This window comes from Nostoc sp. CENA543 (assembly GCF_002896875.1).
GTDB lineage: Bacteria > Cyanobacteriota > Cyanobacteriia > Cyanobacteriales > Nostocaceae > Trichormus.
In genome coordinates this window covers 6211894-6230130 of record NZ_CP023278.1, presented here as the reverse complement: position 1 = coordinate 6230130, position 18237 = coordinate 6211894, and the positions used below count along the sequence as shown (strand labels likewise).

General features: G+C 40.8%; 16 protein-coding genes. 6 read left to right on the top strand and 10 right to left on the bottom strand.

The genetic code is table 11. From position 1 onward, the window contains the following. Positions 1 to 71 precede the first annotated feature (71 nt). From CLI64_RS26135 to CLI64_RS26125, 3 genes are all read left to right on the top strand, one after another. Positions 72 to 449 (top strand): four helix bundle protein, encoded by a 378-nt coding sequence (locus CLI64_RS26135; protein ID WP_103139951.1) that lies wholly within the window; start codon positions 72 to 74, stop codon positions 447 to 449. A 338-nt stretch (positions 450 to 787) separates the two neighbouring features. Continuing rightward, positions 788 to 1966, top strand: coding sequence for an MFS transporter (locus tag CLI64_RS26130; protein WP_103139950.1), 1179 nt, complete (start codon positions 788 to 790; stop codon positions 1964 to 1966). A gap of 370 nt (positions 1967 to 2336) precedes the next feature. Next, complete coding sequence (locus CLI64_RS26125) at positions 2337 to 2711, top strand: group 1 truncated hemoglobin (protein WP_103139949.1); 375 nt, start codon at positions 2337 to 2339, stop codon at positions 2709 to 2711. A gap of 24 nt (positions 2712 to 2735) precedes the next feature. Here the strand turns inward: CLI64_RS26125 and CLI64_RS26120 are convergent, their stop codons facing one another. Beyond that, a complete protein-coding gene (locus CLI64_RS26120) occupies positions 2736 to 3551 on the bottom strand; it encodes an SDR family oxidoreductase (protein WP_103139948.1) in 816 nt (271 codons plus the stop codon). Between the two features lie 784 nt (positions 3552 to 4335). On the opposite strand from CLI64_RS26120, the gene CLI64_RS26115 reads away from it, so the two are divergent. Then, positions 4336 to 5277, top strand: a complete 942-nt coding sequence (locus CLI64_RS26115; RefSeq protein ID WP_103140885.1) for an N-acetylmuramoyl-L-alanine amidase — start codon at positions 4336 to 4338, stop codon at positions 5275 to 5277. A 262-nt stretch (positions 5278 to 5539) separates the two neighbouring features. Next, a protein-coding gene (locus tag CLI64_RS26110; protein ID WP_225977432.1) for an IS630 family transposase occupies positions 5540 to 6423 on the top strand; the annotation gives its coding sequence in 2 pieces (ribosomal slippage) (positions 5540 to 5866 and positions 5869 to 6423; 882 coding nt in all). Positions 6424 to 6433: 10 nt separating this feature from the next. Here CLI64_RS26110 and CLI64_RS26105 read toward each other — a convergent pair. From CLI64_RS26105 to acpP, 5 genes are all read right to left on the bottom strand, one after another. Beyond that, complete coding sequence (locus tag CLI64_RS26105) at positions 6434 to 6655, bottom strand: type II toxin-antitoxin system RelE/ParE family toxin (RefSeq protein ID WP_103139947.1); 222 nt, start codon at positions 6653 to 6655, stop codon at positions 6434 to 6436. A 142-nt stretch (positions 6656 to 6797) separates the two neighbouring features. Further along, on the bottom strand, positions 6798 to 6908 hold the full coding sequence (locus CLI64_RS31720) for a type II toxin-antitoxin system ParD family antitoxin (protein ID WP_225977431.1): 111 nt from the start codon (positions 6906 to 6908) through the stop codon (positions 6798 to 6800). A gap of 196 nt (positions 6909 to 7104) precedes the next feature. Continuing rightward, positions 7105 to 9117, bottom strand: a complete 2013-nt coding sequence (gene tkt / locus CLI64_RS26095) for a transketolase (protein ID WP_103139946.1) — start codon at positions 9115 to 9117, stop codon at positions 7105 to 7107. Positions 9118 to 9864: 747 nt separating this feature from the next. After that, a complete protein-coding gene (gene fabF / locus CLI64_RS26090) occupies positions 9865 to 11118 on the bottom strand; it encodes a beta-ketoacyl-ACP synthase II (protein WP_103139945.1) in 1254 nt (417 codons plus the stop codon). Between the two features lie 227 nt (positions 11119 to 11345). Beyond that, complete coding sequence (acpP, locus tag CLI64_RS26085; RefSeq protein WP_103139944.1) at positions 11346 to 11597, bottom strand: acyl carrier protein; 252 nt, start codon at positions 11595 to 11597, stop codon at positions 11346 to 11348. 270 nt (positions 11598 to 11867) lie between these two features. Between acpP and CLI64_RS26080 the strand changes: the two genes are divergently transcribed. Further along, the gene (locus CLI64_RS26080) at positions 11868 to 12779 is read left to right on the top strand and encodes a CoB--CoM heterodisulfide reductase iron-sulfur subunit B family protein (protein WP_103139943.1); all 912 of its coding nucleotides are present in this window, start codon (positions 11868 to 11870) and stop codon (positions 12777 to 12779) included. 87 nt (positions 12780 to 12866) lie between these two features. Here the strand turns inward: CLI64_RS26080 and lpxD are convergent, their stop codons facing one another. The 4 genes from lpxD to CLI64_RS26060 form a co-directional block, all read right to left on the bottom strand. Then, entirely contained in the window at positions 12867 to 13919 is a 1053-nt protein-coding gene (lpxD, locus tag CLI64_RS26075; RefSeq protein ID WP_103139942.1) for a UDP-3-O-(3-hydroxymyristoyl)glucosamine N-acyltransferase, read from the bottom strand. 81 nt (positions 13920 to 14000) lie between these two features. After that, entirely contained in the window at positions 14001 to 14975 is a 975-nt protein-coding gene (locus CLI64_RS26070) for a glycosyltransferase (RefSeq protein WP_103139941.1), read from the bottom strand. 456 nt (positions 14976 to 15431) lie between these two features. Continuing rightward, the gene (locus CLI64_RS26065) at positions 15432 to 16538 is read right to left on the bottom strand and encodes a glycosyltransferase family 4 protein (RefSeq protein ID WP_103139940.1); all 1107 of its coding nucleotides are present in this window, start codon (positions 16536 to 16538) and stop codon (positions 15432 to 15434) included. A gap of 116 nt (positions 16539 to 16654) precedes the next feature. Continuing rightward, positions 16655 to 18121 (bottom strand): O-antigen ligase, encoded by a 1467-nt coding sequence (locus CLI64_RS26060; RefSeq protein ID WP_103139939.1) that lies wholly within the window; start codon positions 18119 to 18121, stop codon positions 16655 to 16657. Between the last annotated feature and the right edge of the window lie 116 nt (positions 18122 to 18237).

The window sequence follows — 18237 nt, the reverse complement described above, 5'->3', positions numbered from 1 at the left end:
TCGCAATTTTCTAAATTAAAAGACATTTAATTGAGTGTGAGTAAGAATGTTATCAACTCAGATTTAAATGTATGAATCAAAATATTGGTATTAGCGAGAGAACAAAAGCCTTAGCAATCAGGATAGTTAAAGCTTGTAGTTTTTTAGATGAAAAACCTGGAGTGTATCGAACATTATCAAAACAACTGCTACGTAGCGGTACTTCCATTGGTGCAAATGTCAGAGAAGCCCAATCTGCTCAATCCGATAAAGATTTTCTTCACAAATTAGAGATTGCACTTAAAGAAGAAAGAGAAACTGAATATTGGCTCGAAATATTAATCGAATCAGAATTAGTTGAAAAAAATAAATTTGAACCTCTTCTGCAAGAAACCAAAGAAATTGGCAAAATTCTAGTTGCTTCTACCAGAAAAATCAAAGATAAAATTAATGGCAAACTATCTATTTAATTGCGTTAGCGTAGCTGGACGTTATACCAATTCGCAATTCGCAATTCGCAATTCGCAATTCGCAATTGATAAATCCTGACTTGACAGAGGCTTTTGGGTTTGTATCTCTATCAGAATTTTAGTGAATTGGTATTAGTCCATTACGAATTGTAAAAAAAACTTCTATTTAATTTACAAATAAAGCCCCAAAATCTCTGTATCTTAGACTTAATACCAATTCACAAAAACCTTGATACAGACATAAACACTAAAAGCTTTGCTGCATCTAAGTTTTTTAATTGCGAATTGCGAATTGCGAATTGCGAATTGGTATAGGGGAATTATTGATCACGCTTTAAATGAATATTGCCAAACCACAATTTAATATTTTATGGGTGCAAGTGTGGACATTAGCAGCATTGCAAGGAGCAATTACCATCTGTTGGGTAATTTATAATGCTTACGTACCGCAACTTTTAACCCAATTTGGTTTTCCCGCATCCTTCGCATTGGTTGTTTTAATTATCGAAAACGCCTTGGCTGTAATTTTAGAACCTCTCATGGGTGGACTGTCAGACAAAGCCAAGGAACGGGTAGGTAGTAGATTTTTGTTGATATCGGCGGGTGTGATTATGTCCGCCACATTATTTATAGCAATTCCTAGTATTGTAACTTTTGTCCCGCCGACTGAGGTTTGGCGATCGCTCCTCCCTTTTACATTAATAGCATGGGCGATCGCCATGACTATCTTTCGCTCACCGGCTATAGCTTTATTAATTAAATATTCTCTCCCTGCCGAGTTACCGTTAGCGTTTAGTGTTGTCACATTAACAGGGGGAATAATTGGGGCGTTTCGGGGTGTGGTGAATCAGTTTATTTTGGGTTTAGGGCCGATTTTCACCTTTGCGATCGCTTCCTTTGTATTATTAGCGGTAACAGCAGCACTACGTATAGTTACCCCTCCTGATAAGCCAGTTGACGAACATCACGCAGCAATCAACCCCATACCTTGGTCAGAACTCAGTTTAATTTTGGGTGCTGGCTTTGGAATTGGTTGGGGTTCTCGCTTACTCATGGATGTTGTGAGTAAAAATTTACAAGCGCAATTTGGGCAGAATGATTGGTTAATGGTGGCGGTAGGAATTGCGATCGCTTTTGCCTCTCCTCCTGCTGGTTGGGTTGCCACTAAAATAGGTAATAGTCGCGCTATTTTAATTGGTATTGGTTTAACTATTATTTCTCTACTATTAATAGTTTTCGCAGGTTTACCAGTTGCTTTGATATTAATAATTATCGTAGGCTTTAGTTTAATTATTAACGGCACAATTCCCTTTGCTTTAGAATTAATGCCCCAACGTTGGTCAGGCTTAGGAATAGGAATGTACTTCGGGGGATTTTCATTAGCCATGAGTTTATTCGGCGTATTCCTTCCCCAACCCCAAAGCATTACACCCCTCATAGGTGCAGTAGGGACGACTTTAGCCTTTTTACTAGCAGGTGGGTGTGTTATCGCTAGTGGTAGCAATAAAGTTGATTAAAACCTAAGTTTCTCAATTGTGTTAGCCTAGCAAGGCAGAGCATTGTTGTGAATTCTCATTAGTACCAAGTTGCAGAGGATAGTTTGCATACTGGTGACAGACATCGCCTCACCTATAAGTCGTGATAGAAAGAATTATGAACTTTTACCTAAAGTCTGTGAATCATATGATGTAATACAGTTATGATTCTTTGAATACTAAAACTACTTACAAAGTCTAAATTTATTGTCTATAAATGTTTACAAACTGTTTCTTAGCCTTGAAATTGTGGATCAGGTTATTAGGAGAGATCCGATTCATTGGCAGACATCAATGTACCTCATTCTAATTCCATCTCATCACTATCTACTAACATATTGGGACTGCAATTATGGCGACTTTATTTGAAAAACTTGGCGGTGATGCTGCTGTTGACTTAGCTGTTGACAAATTCTATGAGCGAGTCTTGCAGGATGACCGCATCAAGCACTTTTTTGCTGATGTGGATATGGAGAAGCAACGCGCACATCAGAAAGCTTTTCTAACTTATGCCTTTGGTGGAACTGATAAGTATAACGGTCGCTATATGCGAGAAGCTCACAAAGATTTGGTGGAAAAACAAGGTTTAAGCAGCGAACATTTTGATGCGGTTGCAGAGGATTTGATGGAAACCTTGAAGGAGATGGGAGTTTCTCAGGAGCTACTAGCAGAAGTTGCTGCGGTAGCTGCTGCACCGCAACACAAGAAAGATGTCCTAAATCAGTAAGAGGTTATCTAAATCATTTTGCATTTATGCAACACCTGAAAAAAGCTTTTCCCAATCAATGACAGGCGGCCTTGTTCCCTTATTAACTAGTTCAAAAACTTGGTTGGTAGCAGAGGGATAAAAAATAGACTCAACACAAGCAGCCGCCACATCAATTCTACTGGCATCACCGACTAGAGTATCACCCTTATCAATGACCACATCTAACTTACCGCCTGTAGTAGCCTTCAGTAAAGTATTGAGATCATAGGAAGTATAAGGGCCATCAATCAAACGGCCAGGACGAATAATTGTATAAGGTAATCCCGAATTGATAATTGCTTGCTCACCCTTTTGTTTAGCATCCAGCACACCAAAGCCATTGAGAATGCTAAAAGGTACTTGATTTTTGCGAAGAATCCCCACAGATGAGACAAAAACGAACCTTTTCAGATGGCTTGGCGCAACATTGACTAAATTACTCACACCTTCAGCATCGACTTTTGCGGGGGTATTTTTCGCCGCAGTTTCTCTGTAGTCAGCATCCAGAAAAATTTTCACCCAATCAATTAAGTTAGGTTGCGGGTTAAAATCCCATCTCTCAGAAGGAAAAGCAGTAGTTCCCGTACAACAAATGATATGAGTGGCATTCTCTACTGCGGCGGTAAGTGTGCTGAGGTTGCGGATATCTCCAACCGCAGTTTCCACCTTGTCATCAAACATAGTTGTAGCTTTTTGGGTATTTCTTGTTAGGATGCGTACTTTAACACCTTTCTGTAAAAGTTTTCCTACTACCAGCTGTCCAACTCCACCTGTTGCACCAACGACTAAGACCAAATCCTGCTCTGTTACAAAAGTCATAATTGCCCCAAAGATTACCTATTGCTAATCTACTCAAAAATGAGATGATGCGGTTTGCCACCATAGGAACATATTTAGGCTCAAATGCTGATGTGTATCGCCAACTGGGTATCAAAATCAAAAGCCCGGCGTTAAACACCAGGCTTTTGACAATTGTAAAGGGGGTATATTCCCCAGGGGTTCAATATAAAGTTTCTGTATAAATCGTTGTACTTAGCTGTACTAATAGGTAATACCACTGCATTTTAGTCATTTCCGGAAAAATGCCAAAGTTTTTTGAGAAAATCAATCCAGGAATCTACCGATAGTATAAGCCCGTAGATTAGAGAATAGAGAAGTATTTTAGTGATTTACCGCATTCTTACTGATGAATAATCTATCTGGTAGCTGGCAAGAGTGGCTAACTGTGTCTATTTATCTGAGTTTGACAGTGTTTGTCATGTGGTGCGTATTCACCACCCAGAGGAAATGAGGAATGGGGAATGGGGCATTGGGCATTGGGAGACAAGTAGGAGATCAGAAAAACTGTTCCCTGTTCCCTGTTCCCTAATGACTAATGACTAATGACTAATGACTATTGACCATTGACTATTGACTAATTTTTTTTTGTTAAAATACGAACTTGTTCAATGGAATTCTTTCAGCAATATCTTGTAATATTCACCCCCAGCAGTGAAAATACTCCATCCCAGTAGAGGTGATGGATTTTATCAAACAGGATATAAAATCAAAATCAAAAATAAACAGCAATCAGTGTATTGGAAAATTATGTGAGGATGAACTCATGAAATATGGCATAGATATGGGTCACAATTGCCCACCAGATACAGGAGCTAGAGGTATCAGATTTGAAGATAATTTAACTATAGATGTTGGTACCAAAGTGGCCTCTAAGTTACAGGCTTTAGGTCACGAAGTAGTGTTATGTAAGCCGGATAAAGCTGCTTCAGTTAGAGATTCCCTCTCACAAAGATGCAATAGAGCTAATACTTCTAGAGTCGAAGTTTTTGTTTCTATCCATTTCAATGCCTTTAATGGACAGGCCAATGGTGTAGAAGTATTTGCAACTAGCGACTCAGGCAGAAGAATTGCTCAACCTGTATTAGATGAAATAGTTAAATTAGGATATTTTAATCGTGGAGTAAAAAACGGTTCTCACCTATTTGTTTTGCGAAATACTAATATGCCTGCAATTCTGGTGGAATGTTGCTTCATAGATTCTCAAAAGGATATGAATCTATTTAATTCTGAAGCAACTGCTGACGCTATTGTTAAAGGCTTGACTGGTAAATTACCTACAGTAGCTGTAAATGCTGTTCCAGATGAAGAACAAAATATAGATACTAGTGTAATGAGGCTACAAAAGTCTTTAAATAGGCTCAAAGTTACTGATAAAAACGGTAAAGCACTAGTAGAAAATAATCAACTTAATCCTGAAACTAAATTCGCGATCGAAAGATTTCAGAAGATAGTGGGCATAGAACAAACAGGAATTGTGGGAGAAACTACCTGGAATATTATTAATCAAATTCTCGCCAAACGTATCCTGAGACCTAATCATGCTGGAGGCCCTGTAGTCAGATATTTACAACACCGTATAGGTGTTGAGATTGACGGCATTTTTGGCCCACAAACAGAAGCAGCCGTGAAGAAATTTCAAAGACAGTATGGTTTATTGGCTGATGCTATCGTTGGGCCAATAACCTGGCAGAAATTAATTGGTTAGTTGATAGTGTATCTTGTTTTAGTAAGGAACTATCTGGACTTTTAGAGGCTAGATATGAGGGTGTACCTGCTATTAAGAAGCAACCACTTAACTATAGGATTCCTACTTGATTTTTGAACAGATACTTAGACAAGGCAAATTGCAGTGTGGATTTTCCTCCTGCAATATTGCCTTTGTGTTAGCAGCGAGAGTACAGCACATATAGCAATACGAAGACACGTTAAGACGTAAGATGTTAGGGATGAAAGCAAATAAATGATATATGCCAGCCCCCTACAGTTATGATCTACGTATAAAAGCGATAGAAGCAGTGAAACGAGGAGAACGGAAAGTAGATGTGTGTCGGATATTTGACATTAGCCGGAACACCTTAGACCTATGGTTAAAACGAGAAGAAGAAACAGGGGACTGTCAGGCGAACGTTAATTTTCAAAAAGGTAGTGGTCATAAAATTACTGACTGGGAAAGATTTAGTAAATTTGTTCAACAGTATGGGGACAAAACTCAAGGTCAAATGGCACAGTTGTGGGGAGACAATGTAACACAGCAAAACATCAGTGATGCCCTTCAAAAGATGGGCATTAGTCGGAAAAAAAAACTTACGGCTACCAACAAAGAGATGAAAAAAAACGCCAAGAATTTCAGCAGAGACTGAAAACTAAACAGCCACATCAGATTGTGTATGTAGATGAAGCAGGGATAGATAATCGGGAAGAATATCCCTATGGTTATTGTGAGATTGGACAGCGTTTTCATAGTCTTAAATCCGGAAGGCGTACTCAACGAGTCAGTTGGATTGCCGCCCTCAAAGAAGGCAAAGTTTTTGCGCCCATGACTTTTGAGGGTTCTTGTAACCGCGATTTATTTGAGATGTGGTTAGAGCAGTGTCTACTGCCACAGTTGCAACCAGGTGATGTAATTGTCATTGACAATGCAACTTTTCATCGTTCTCAACTCATCAATGAAATTGTGGCAGAAGCTCAATGTGAAATCTGGTATCTGCCCACATATTCCCCCGATTTTAACAAAATTGAACGTTGGTGGTTTGTACTCAAAAACTGGATGAGGCAACGGTGGGATGAATTTGAAGCATTTCGTGATTGTGTAGATGCTGCATTTAAGCAATGTCCTAACGTATGTTCGTAGTGCTATACTTCTAGTTCACGGCTTTAGATATTTCGACTACAATAAAACCTCGCAGGGTTGGGATGAGCCTTCCATAACTTTTCCCCATATTAGGAAAATTAGCTACTAATTTACATTTCCGGCGAATGTCATCAAAAAGCTGAGACGCTGCTTTTGGGTTAATACGAGCAATATATTCACAAATTTCATCTAAGTCTTGAATTTCTGCATCTGAAAGCGAATAATTATTCATCCAGAGGACTTCTCAGCAATTAAACGAATTTTCTCTTGTAATCTGTCAAATACAGCTTCGCCATCAGTTACTTTTCCTTAGCAATTTGTTCAGTTCCTACAGCAATTTTTTGTCGTAAATCTTCAATTCGCCGCTCTCTTTCTTATAGCATTTTAAATGCTTCATTTATGACATCATCTACACTAGCGAATCTGCCACTTGCAAGCTGTGCCTGAATAAATTGCTCTAGTTCCGGTTTAATTTGGATGTACATACTGTTTAACTCTATATAATTAATACTCTTATCTTTGTTCTAGCAACATTGCCACCTCAAAAGCAATTCTGATTTCTAGCTACCTCGCTTGTGTTAATTTCCTAAAAAACTTTTACTGCAATTCGCGCCACTTTGCTTAAAAAAAAGGTGGGTATAAACTACCCACCTTAAAACTCAAGAGAATATTCTGTTGCGATTAACCCAACAATTTTTTAGCTGTAGCTAACACATTATCGACGCTAAAGCCAAATTTCTCCAAGCAAACGCCGCCAGGAGCAGAAGCACCGAAACGGTCAATGGTTACGGTGTCGCCTTCAGTACCGATGTACTTGTGCCAACCAAAACTGCTAGCAGCTTCTACTGCTATACGCTTGGTGACTGCTTTAGGTAGAACAGATTCTTTGTAAGCTGCGTCTTGGGCTTCAAATAAATCCCAAGCAGGTAAGGAAACAACACGAACTTTCTTACCTTCGGCTGTGAGTTTCTCAGCAGCAGTTACACAGAGGCTCAATTCTGAACCAGTACCAATCAAAATTAAGTCTGGTGTACCTTCAGAATCTACTAATACGTATCCACCCTTAGCTACGTTATCAATAGATGTACCTGCCAAGTTGGGGACGTTTTGACGAGTCAATGCCAACAAAGTAGGATCATTTTGTTTTGCTCTTTCAATGGCTACTTTGTAAGCACCAGATGTTTCGTTACCATCAGCAGGACGAATCACTGTCAAGTTAGGAATAGCGCGGAGAGAAGCTAGGGTTTCGATGGGTTGGTGGGTGGGGCCGTCTTCACCTTGACCGATGGAGTCGTGGGTCATTACCCAAATTGAGCCAGCTAGAGACAAGGCTGATAAGCGGATAGCAGCCCGCATATAGTCAGTGAAGATGAGGAAGGTAGCACCGTAAGGAATTAACCCTGAACCATGTAACGCAATACCGTTACAGATTGCACCCATTGCGTGTTCGCGCACGCCGAAGTGGATGTTGGGGTTTTGGTATTGTCCTTTTTGGAAGTCACCTTTACCTTTGATTTCGGTTAAGTTGGAGTGGGTTAAGTCAGCCGAACCACCAATGAGTTCGGGAACAACCGCCGCCAATTTGTTCAAGCAGGTTTCGGAGTGCTTCCGGGTGGGAACGCCTTTATCTTCGGGGGTGTAGGTTGGTAGTACCTTATCCCAGCCATCAGCGAGTTTGCCACTCAGGTAACGCTCAAATTCAGCCGCTTCTTGGGGATATTTAGCTTTGTAGTCTGCGAAGGCTTTGCTCCATTCGGTTTCGTAGCCTGCACCGCGTTCTACGGCTTTGCGGGTGTGGTTGAGGACATCTTGAGGAATAACAAAGGGTTCATGTTCCCAAGCGAGGTTTTGACGGGTCAATGCGACTTCATCTGTACCCAAAGCAGCACCGTGAATACCAGCAGTGTTAGCTTTGTTGGGAGAACCATAACCGATGGTGGTTGTCACCTTAATCATGGTGGGTTTGTCGGTGACAGCTTTCGCTTCTTCAATTGCTTTAGCGATCGCATCTAAATCGGTGTTACCGTCTTTAACGTGGAGGACGTGCCAACCGTAAGCTTCAAACCGCTTAGAAACATCTTCGGTAAAGGCTACATCTGTAGAACCATCAATAGAGATGTGGTTGTCGTCGTACAGGGCGATGAGTTTACCTAAGCCCAAGTGTCCAGCCAAAGAAGCAGCTTCACCGGAAACGCCTTCCATGTTACAACCATCACCTAAAATTACGTAGGTGTAATGGTCAACAATTTTGGCATCGGGCTTGTTGAACTTAGCTGCGAGGTGAGCTTCAGCAATAGCCAAACCTACGCCATTGGCAATACCTTGACCTAGAGGGCCTGTGGTCACTTCCACGCCTGCGGTCATGAAGTTTTCAGGGTGTCCAGGGGTTTTGGATTCCCATTGACGGAATTGTTTAATATCTTCGATGGATACGCTGTCAAAGCCAGTCAAATAGAGCAGGGCATACTGCAACATCGAGCCATGACCGGCAGACAAGACAAAGCGATCGCGGTTAAACCACTTGGGGTTTTTGGGATTGTACCGCATAAAGCGATCCCAGAGTACGAAAGCCATCGGAGCTGCGCCCATCGGCAGTCCTGGGTGTCCAGATTTTGCCTTTTCTATAGCATCAACAGCTAAGAAACGGATGGAATTAATACAAAGTTCTTCGAGGGATTGGGTTGCAACAGCCATGATCTCTTATTTTTAACGACGGGTTAGCACTCGTGGAGCTAGTCTTATTGGGGTACTTTTTAACAGTTATCAGTGATCAATTATCAGTTATCAGCAATCAATTTTATTGTGATAACTGTTAACCCTTACGGGTGACGCTCCTGCGTCGCTAACGCTGCGCTAACGATAGTTGCTTGCCGAGGCAAGGCGACAGGAACGCACTATCTCACTGTTTACTGTTAACTGATTCAGCTTCCCCTGCGGTATCATCATCCCATTCCCGATTGTGCATAGACAAGCGGGTTATCCTGAGTTTTTGGTAATTAATCAAGCCAAAAATTCGGTCAAGTTGAACTCTTGGCTAGTGGTGGAATGACATTTACGATACTGTTGTGATTGTGATTACAGGATAGCTGACAAAGGTTAAATTTTCTGCTTCGATGTGAGAATTGAGAACTGGAAAGTTAGGAGCAAGAATTCAGAACTCAGGAGTCAGGATGCAGAATAGAAAAATTCAAGATTTCTGAATTCTGGATTCTTCATTCATATTTAGGATGATGAGCAACTTAATTACTCAAATTATCCCTTAATTTTTGAATTATTCTGTCCCCTGATTTCTGAATTCTGAATTTTTTTGAGTGGTGAGTGCTGAGTAGTGTTAGCGGTAGCGGGGCGTTTAGCCCGTGCTGAGTGATGAGTAAAAGATAGTAACCTTTGTCTTTTTCAGATCCCCTGCGCCTCTGCCCCCCTGCCTCTATCCTCAGCCTCCTAAGAGACGTACTTTCTAAAAGCGAGGGTGACATTATGACCGCCAAATCCGAAGGAATTGGACAGGGCAACGTCAACCTTTTGTTTGCGGCTAGTGTGAGGTACGTAGTCTAAATCACAATCTGGGTCAGGGTTTTCGATGTTGATGGTGGGTGGAACTTGATCATTGGCAATGGCCAGGACTGTGGCTACCGCTTCAATTCCACCAGAACCGCCTAAAAGGTGTCCTGTCATGGATTTAGTGGAACTGACAGTGATTTTGTAAGCATGATCACCCAAAACTTTTTTAATGGCAGCAGTTTCAGTGGAGTCGTTGGCGGGGGTACTTGTGCCGTGGGCATTGATATAACTGACTTGTTCTGGGGTGATGCCTGCGTCTTTTAATGCCAGGCTAATGGCTCTAGCTGCTCCTTCACCTCCAGGAACTGGAGAAGTGATATGGTAGGCATCACAGGTCATGCCATAACCCACGATTTCGGCATAAATACGTGCGCCACGACTTAAAGCGTGTTGTAATTCCTCCAAAATCAGAATTCCCGCACCTTCGCCCATGACAAATCCATCGCGATCGCGATCAAAGGGACGACAAGCATGAGTTGGGTCATCATTGCGAGTAGAAAGGGCGCGCGCCGCAGCAAAACCAGCTACAGATAAGGGGGTAATCGCCGCTTCACACCCACCGCAAATCATCGCTTGGGCGTAACCACCTTGAATCATGCGAAACGCGTCTCCCACGGCATTAGAACCAGCAGCACAAGCCGTTACAGTACAGTTATTTGGCCCTTTTGCGCCGGTGTGAATTGCTGTCAATCCTGCCGCCATATTAGCAATCATCATGGGGATCATGAATGGGCTACAGCGATCAGGCCCTCGGTTGAGGTAGATGGTTTGTTGGTCTTCCATCACCTTAATACCACCCACACCAGAACCAATAATAACTCCTACCTGTTCGGCGTTGAGTTCATTGATAACTAACTGGGCATCAGCAAGTGCTTGTTTGGCGGCTGCGACTCCAAATTGGGAAAATCGATCCATCCGCTTGGCTTCTTTACGATCCATGTATTCCTGTGGATCGAAATTTTTTACCTCACCTGCAATGCGGCAATCATGACTAGAGGCATCAAATGCGGTGATGTAGTCAATGCCATTGCGTGCGCTGATCAATCCTTCCCAATACTCCGCAGGTGTGTTACCAATAGGTGTAATCGCGCCAACACCCGTGACAACAACGCGTTTACGATTATAATCTGTCATGACTCAGTATAAAGATGGCGAGAAAGTTGCAAAAAGAGTAATGAGTAATGAGTGCTGAGTTACCAAACTTCTGATGCCTGCGGCAAGCCGAAGGCAGCATCTAGGGAGGAAACCTCCGTTCAAAGTTCTTGCTGAGTGCTGAATTCTGCTAGTGTATGGAGTTCCGAGTTGGAAATCTGACTCATGACTCATAACTCATGACTCAGCACTCACGACTCAGCACTTTCTTAAGCAGATGCGGCAACTTTACTGTTGATGTAATCCACTGCTTCTTGAACGGTTGTGATTTTTTCGGCGGCTTCATCGGGAATTTCGATGTCAAATTCTTCTTCCAAAGCCATAACTAATTCCACTGTATCTAAGGAATCTGCCCCTAGATCATTGGCAAAATTTGCCTGTGGTGTGATTTTTTCCTCTTCTACACTGAGTTGGTCGGCAACAATTGCCTTGACTTTTTCAAATGTCTCTGTTTGACTCATAAGATAAAATTCCTTACCAGTTGCTACTGTCTGCTCTTTATGGGTGACATGGTTTTGAGCATATACATCTTATCGGAAAGCGCGATCGCCCGTATACGTCCCTGTCCAAAATTGGAATAGAGTAAGGCTCTGAAATTTTGCTTGTTACCAATTCTTACTAGATTTCTGGAAGAATGTCCAAAAAAAATACATTCCCTCTTCAGTATCTAGAGGCGAGGAGTGATAAAACAGTTATCATCGGGGCAATTGCCTGAAACAAACCTTATTTTTATGCTATCTCAGACACTAAAATATGCTTACTTCCCTGGTTGTGTAGCTCAAGGTGCTTGCGGGGAACTATATCAGTCAACTCAAGCTCTCACCCAAGCTTTGGGCATTGAATTAATTGAATTAAAAAAAGCTGCTTGTTGCGGATCAGGCACATTTAAAGAAGATTCTCAGCTGTTAGAAGATACAGTAAATGCCAGAAATATTGCTTTAGCGGAAGCATTAAATTTACCCCTACTCACTCACTGTAGTACCTGTCAGGGTGTGATTGGTCACGTTAATGAACGCTTGCAAGAGTTTCATACCAGTAATCCTGAATATATTCAGCAAGTTAACGGCTTTTTACACAAGGAAGGTTGTCTACCTTATCGCGGTAGTACAGAAGTTAAACATCTGCTCTACGCACTAGTTAGCGATTATGGTTTAGAAAAAATCAGCCAACGTGTAACTCGTAAGTTATCCGGTTTAAAATGTGCCGCCTTTTACGGCTGTTATCTCCTCCGCGCCCAAAAATCCGTACCTGAAAAAGACCGATATAACCCAGAAGCAATGGAAAATCTGTTTCGGGCTGTAGGTGCAACCCCAATTTATTATCATGGTCGCACCCAATGTTGTGGCTGGCCTCTTTCTAGTTACGCTACTACCCAATCCTTTCAAATGGCTGGGATGCACATTCAAGAAGCCATAGCAGCCGGTGCTGACTGTTTAGTAACCCCTTGTCCTCTGTGTCATCTAAATTTAGACTCCCGTCAACCAGAAGTAGAAAAAGTGATTGGCAAAAAATTAGGTTTGCCAGTATTACATTTACCCCAATTAATTGCTTTAGCTTTAGGAGTTAGTCCCCAAGAATTAGGTTTAGAAAGACATATTGTGTCTACTAAGCCAGTGTTAGAAAAATTGGGACATGGGGTATAGAAGAGGAATTGGAGCAGGGTGCAGGGTGCAGGGGGAAGAAGAATTTCCCCATTTCTCCCTGCATCCTGCCCCTTTGCCTTCTGCATCCTACCCCCCATTCCCCTTAAACTGACGTTGTAGTTGTCTGAAGAATTGATACATTTCTGGCAGATGCTTGGAAAGTGCAGCCACTTTCAGGTAAGTCTTGTGGGGAACAGCAGGAGTACCGGAGACTATTTCCCCTGGTTGGACATCGTGGGGAATGCCGGTTTGTGCTGATGCGATCGCACCATCACCAATTTTGGCTTCGTTGGCAACACCCACTTGTCCGGCTAGAATGACACGATTGCCTAATGTGACACCGCCAGCCATACCCGTTTGAGCTGCGATCGCACAACCTTGACCAATTTGGCAACCATGACCAACCTGTACTAAATTATCAATTTTGGTATCACTGCCAATTCTCGTTTCTCCGACGGCTGGACGATCAATTGTGGTGTTACAGCCAATATCAACGCGGTCTTCTAATACTACGTAGCCGGACTGTTCCATTTTAACCCAGCCAGTGCGGGTGGGAACAAAGCCAAAGCCTTCGCCGCCGATGACTGCACCGCTATGAATGATACAATCTGCACCGATGTGAGAGCGTTCTTCGATGGTGCAGTTAGCGTGTATGATGGTGCGATCGCCTATTTTGACATCAGGGTAAATCACGACGTTGGGGTGAATAATTACACTATTACCAATTTCTACCCCTTCCTGAACTACCGTATGGGGGCCAATATAGACATCTTCACCGATTTTGGCTGTGGGATGAATGACTGCTGTGGGATGAATGTCAGGTTTAGGGGTGTATGGTTTATAGAAGATAGCGATCGCTTGAGCAAATAATAATCTTGGTTGTTTTGTCCCTAACCAAACTATTCCTCGCTCTTGTGCTTGTGCTTGTATTGTGGAGTCATCCGGCAAAATTAATGCACTAGCATTAGTTGTACTGATAAACCCTGCATATTTTGACCCCTCCACGTAGCTAATAGTACCGCTTTTAGCTTCATCAATCGCTGCTACACCGCTAATTTCTGGATTATGGTCAGGATTGCCTATTAAACTATGGCTAGTGACCAGATCACCGAGTTGGGCTACAATTTCGCTAAATTTCATTTTCGCGTATTTAGATTTAGTAGTATTCTCTACAAAAATCAGATTATACCTACTAAATCAACTCCTGCGGATTTGATTTAATTATCCGGCAATACTTGATACACGTTTTCCTATGAGATTGTAAATCATATTTCTGATTTTGTTATAGCCTTGAATCCCAAAAACTCTTACTAAAATTATCGCTGCACCCAAAACTAAATAATTACGTAAAGAACTTAATTGAGGATATCGCTGCACAGCCTTTTGGCGAAAATCCTTAGCTTGTTGATAATCTCCACTTTGCAAAGCTTTCCATGCAATACGCAAATTCGCAAAACCATAAATGCGATTTTCTAAACTTTTTAAATCTTCAACAGATAAATATTCTGGAGCGTGAGCAAAACTTTTATCAAAAATCAAATTATAATTCTGCTCCATAATTCTCCAATTTTTAGAGCGATTATTGGGATGGGAACGATAATATACTAATGTTTCATTGATGACTTGAAACTGATAACGAGAAGCAACCCTCACCCACATTTCCCAATCTTGGGCATAAGCTAAACGATGATCAAAAACACCGACTTTTTCAAAACAAATGCGGCGCACCATCGGATTACTACCACACTCAATAATGTTATGTTCTAGAATGATTTCCCAAACACGACCTTCAGCATTATTCTTGCGAACTTTATTGCCAATATTACCTTGAGAGTCAATTGAACCCACCCAACTATAAACTAAGCCTATTGTGGGATTTTCATCCAAAATATTCACTTGTTTTTCTAGCTTATTTTCAGCCCAAATATCATCAGCATCAAGAAAAGCTATATATTCTCCTTGCGCTTGATTGATACCATGATTGCGCGCAGCCGCAGGCCCCTGATTTTCTTGGGAGATTAATTTGACTCTGATATCGGTAACTTGAGTAAACCAATCTATAATCCCATCAGAACTACCATCATTAATAATGATGACCTCATAATCATTAAAGGTCTGTTGTAAAACACTTTGTAAAGTAGTTGGCAAAAATGTCATCGCATTATAAGCAGGAATAATTACAGAAACTTTTGGCATAAATATTACTCTCAAAATTATGAATTTTTTAGTTATAGGAATCAATTTGATTCTTGAGTAACCGCGTAGTGGTATGTCAAGGCTAAAATAGTGCGAAAAAATTGTAGGTTGGGTTGACGTTAAGAAACACAACATTGTTTATAGCGTTGGGTTTCGCAAAGCCTCAACCCAACCTACGCCTAAATATTTGAACTATTTTAGTCTAGATACGCCACTACATAATAAGTAGCCGTCATGAACTGCGTACACAAGAAAACATGAAAAAGTCTTTCCCTTACACCTCTATACCCCTACACCCCTTTTTCAAGTCAGAACGGTGTAAATAATTAAAGGTTTGTAGTGAGGACTTTAGTCCTCTCTTAAGGACTAAAGTCCTTACTACGAACTAAATTCAGTTTTTTTTACATTACTTTACATAGTTTGGTTTTTTCAAGTCGTTCTACTTACTGTCCGCCATTAAATATTAGTCAGTGTTTGTTTTATTTTTTGAGCAATGGCTGGCCAATTTAATTCCTCTTTCACTTTTTTTCTAGCATTTTCTGACATAAATTCTAAAGTCTGACTATCAGACAATAAATTAATCATTTGCTTTGCTAAAACTTCTGGTGTGGGTTGAGAAATTACCAAACCATTGATTTCATGTTCAATAATTTCAGGCATTCCATCTTGATTAGAGACAATACAAGGAATCCCATAATTCATCGCCTCAACTAAAAATAGACCTAGAGGTTCACAACGTGCAGGTGAAACTACTAAATCTGTGTTGAGGAAAATTCTTTGCATTTCAGTAGGCGACGAAATATATCCAGGGTTATCTACACCATTTTCATTAATCGATAAAATATCACCTACTATCACTAACTTAGCTTCAGGAATCACTTGTTTTACTTGTTTAAATGCCTCTATTAGTAAATCTCCGCCTTTGCGGAAAAAATCGTATCCATTGAATAGGATTTGTTTGCTACCAAATTTCTTTTCACCTTGATATGGCTCAAAGAAGTTACCACCAGAATGTAAAACTGTAATTTTATCAGAATTAATGCCATAATCTTGTTCTAAAGAATATTTGACTTTATGGCTTTTAGTAAAAATGTGGAGAGCTTTTGTATAGGTTTGATGCTCACAGTCCAGCCAAGCTTGAAATTCTTTTTCTGTGGGGAAAGGGGCCCATTGAATCCAATTTTTTCTGGCGAGAGTCATTGTATAGTCTAAATATGTCACATAAGGAATATCAAACTTATCCCAACAGGGACTAAACATCCCATAGAGATGAAAAATTAAATCAGGATGATAACCACCCTTAATAATTTTCTGTTCTAGTTGGCGTGAGCTATTGATAAAGGTTTTGGCATTCTTACGGAAATATCCTGTTCTTTTGATGTTTAAAAATGGCAGTTTTATCTGAATAAAGTTAGCAATATCTTTTAATAATCTCCAACTATAAATACTATTGACTGACAAAGATTCAATGCTATCGTAATCATCAGACATTGCTTGGAATAAAAATTTCATGCGACTGATCATAAATTTGTCGCCTGTAACTAAAATCTTTTTAATATTCATATCTCTGCCGAATTTAGGGAATAGATTTGCATTGCACTGTAGGAATCAAATTAGATTCCTAACATTATTTTTGTAGTCAGGGGACGAAGAAGGGGTAAGAAGGCATAAACTTTTACCTAGCTTCGCAGAAATCGCACAGGAGTCTGATAGTTTTTAGTATCTGAGGGGGGAGTTTGATTCCAATCCCAACCGACGACTGATAAAGATAGCCACCAATAAAAGAAAAGGGTCGTGTGTTTCCAAATATTGTCTGTAAACATTCCCAGCAGGATAGCTGATAATAAGGCGATGAGAATAAAACAAAAATTCTGCTGTGAGCTATTTTTTGGGGATGTAAACATAATGTGTACAAGGCGATAAACTTGAGCAGCTATTAAGGACAAAAATGTCATAAATCCTACTATTCCGCCCTCGACTAAAGCACGCAGATAATCATTGTGAGCTTCATTTTGTAAAACTGTGACATAGGAAGCAGTGCTAAGACCATAACCAAATAAGGGGGCATTTTTCCAAGCTTCCCAAATAAAATGCCATTGGGCAATTCTCCAGTTAAAACTATTGCCATCTGTCCACGATAATAAAATCGCTCGCCACATATCCATATGGGGATTTAGCAGTGGTGTATCGGACAGTGAACCAAGACGTTCTCGACCAAAATCTGTACTGGTAAAAAGAAGAATTACTAATCCTAAAAGTAAAATTCCCCCCATTAAATTGAGTAAATTTAATTTGGGGGCAATCATGACAAAGACAAACACAAATAACATTGCTGTCATTGTCAAGGCCTTAGTGCTGACGAAAAATACCGTCAAGATAGCTAATAAAAACAACCACGGCGCACGGTTACGTGTGTCGCGGATTTTCCAACAGGTAAAACCGATAAATAACAGTAGAAAGGTCGCGAAGGAAGAAGGATGACCTAATGTTCCTCGGATGCGGGAGGCTGGTTCTAAACTACCAGCATCTACACTACTTTGTACCAGAAAGGAAGGTAACAGGGAAGCAGGTAAAAACATCTGCATGGATGCTACCGTCAGGGGAATGACCAGACTGAGAAATAAGGTAGTAATTAATGTTTGTGGTTTTACCTTCCCTTGTAGCTGCATAACGAGGAGATAAACCATTAACCACGAAAATAATCGTGTCCACTCACGTACACCTTCAAATAGGTATGTACTGTCTAAACCTAAACCTCCCAGGGGTAATAATACTACCCACATGGCTTGTAGGGCTACCCATCCCGCAAAAAACCACCAAAATTTATCTACTTTGACGGCTTGACCTGTTAATAAAGATACGATGACGTAAAGTAAAGCCAAGCCATCTAAACCGACAGCAAAAGCCGCAGGTAATTGTTGTGCGGAGAAGGTATCTAAAGCACTACGTAGAACTAATAAACCAATGACTGCTTGCTCAAACTGAGCAAAAAACCAGACTAGAACTGCTACAGCAAATATAGGTAAGCCAATTAACAGGGGACTAACACCAACTAAAAACCCTGTTAATAGGCCAATACCAATACCGAATACCCCAACTAAGAATCCTAGTGAGGAATAACGACTTGAGCGTTTATTCGTCAACATGGTTATTTAACCGAGATGAAAAAGGGAACACAATACAGGGAATGGGCTTTTAAAGGGGGCAGAATTTATACCAATTCTCCAAAATTAAGCGAGAGATGCAAAGCTTGAAACCAAGA

Coding starts and splice junctions, on each gene's coding strand:
- CLI64_RS31720 (WP_225977431.1), bottom strand. CDS start 6,908: ATGTACATCCAAATTAAACCGGAACTAGAGCAATTTATTCAGGCACAG.
- CLI64_RS26070 (WP_103139941.1), bottom strand. CDS start 14,975: ATGCCAAAAGTTTCTGTAATTATTCCTGCTTATAATGCGATGACATTT.
- CLI64_RS26125 (WP_103139949.1), top strand. CDS start 2,337: ATGGCGACTTTATTTGAAAAACTTGGCGGTGATGCTGCTGTTGACTTA.
- CLI64_RS26130 (WP_103139950.1), top strand. CDS start 788: ATGAATATTGCCAAACCACAATTTAATATTTTATGGGTGCAAGTGTGG.
- CLI64_RS26080 (WP_103139943.1), top strand. CDS start 11,868: ATGCTATCTCAGACACTAAAATATGCTTACTTCCCTGGTTGTGTAGCT.
- CLI64_RS26135 (WP_103139951.1), top strand. CDS start 72: ATGAATCAAAATATTGGTATTAGCGAGAGAACAAAAGCCTTAGCAATC.
- CLI64_RS26115 (WP_103140885.1), top strand. CDS start 4,336: ATGAAATATGGCATAGATATGGGTCACAATTGCCCACCAGATACAGGA.
- CLI64_RS26060 (WP_103139939.1), bottom strand. CDS start 18,121: ATGTTGACGAATAAACGCTCAAGTCGTTATTCCTCACTAGGATTCTTA.
- CLI64_RS26105 (WP_103139947.1), bottom strand. CDS start 6,655: ATGAATAATTATTCGCTTTCAGATGCAGAAATTCAAGACTTAGATGAA.
- tkt (WP_103139946.1), bottom strand. CDS start 9,117: ATGGCTGTTGCAACCCAATCCCTCGAAGAACTTTGTATTAATTCCATC.
- fabF (WP_103139945.1), bottom strand. CDS start 11,118: ATGACAGATTATAATCGTAAACGCGTTGTTGTCACGGGTGTTGGCGCG.
- lpxD (WP_103139942.1), bottom strand. CDS start 13,919: ATGAAATTTAGCGAAATTGTAGCCCAACTCGGTGATCTGGTCACTAGC.
- CLI64_RS26065 (WP_103139940.1), bottom strand. CDS start 16,538: ATGAATATTAAAAAGATTTTAGTTACAGGCGACAAATTTATGATCAGT.
- CLI64_RS26120 (WP_103139948.1), bottom strand. CDS start 3,551: ATGACTTTTGTAACAGAGCAGGATTTGGTCTTAGTCGTTGGTGCAACA.
- acpP (WP_103139944.1), bottom strand. CDS start 11,597: ATGAGTCAAACAGAGACATTTGAAAAAGTCAAGGCAATTGTTGCCGAC.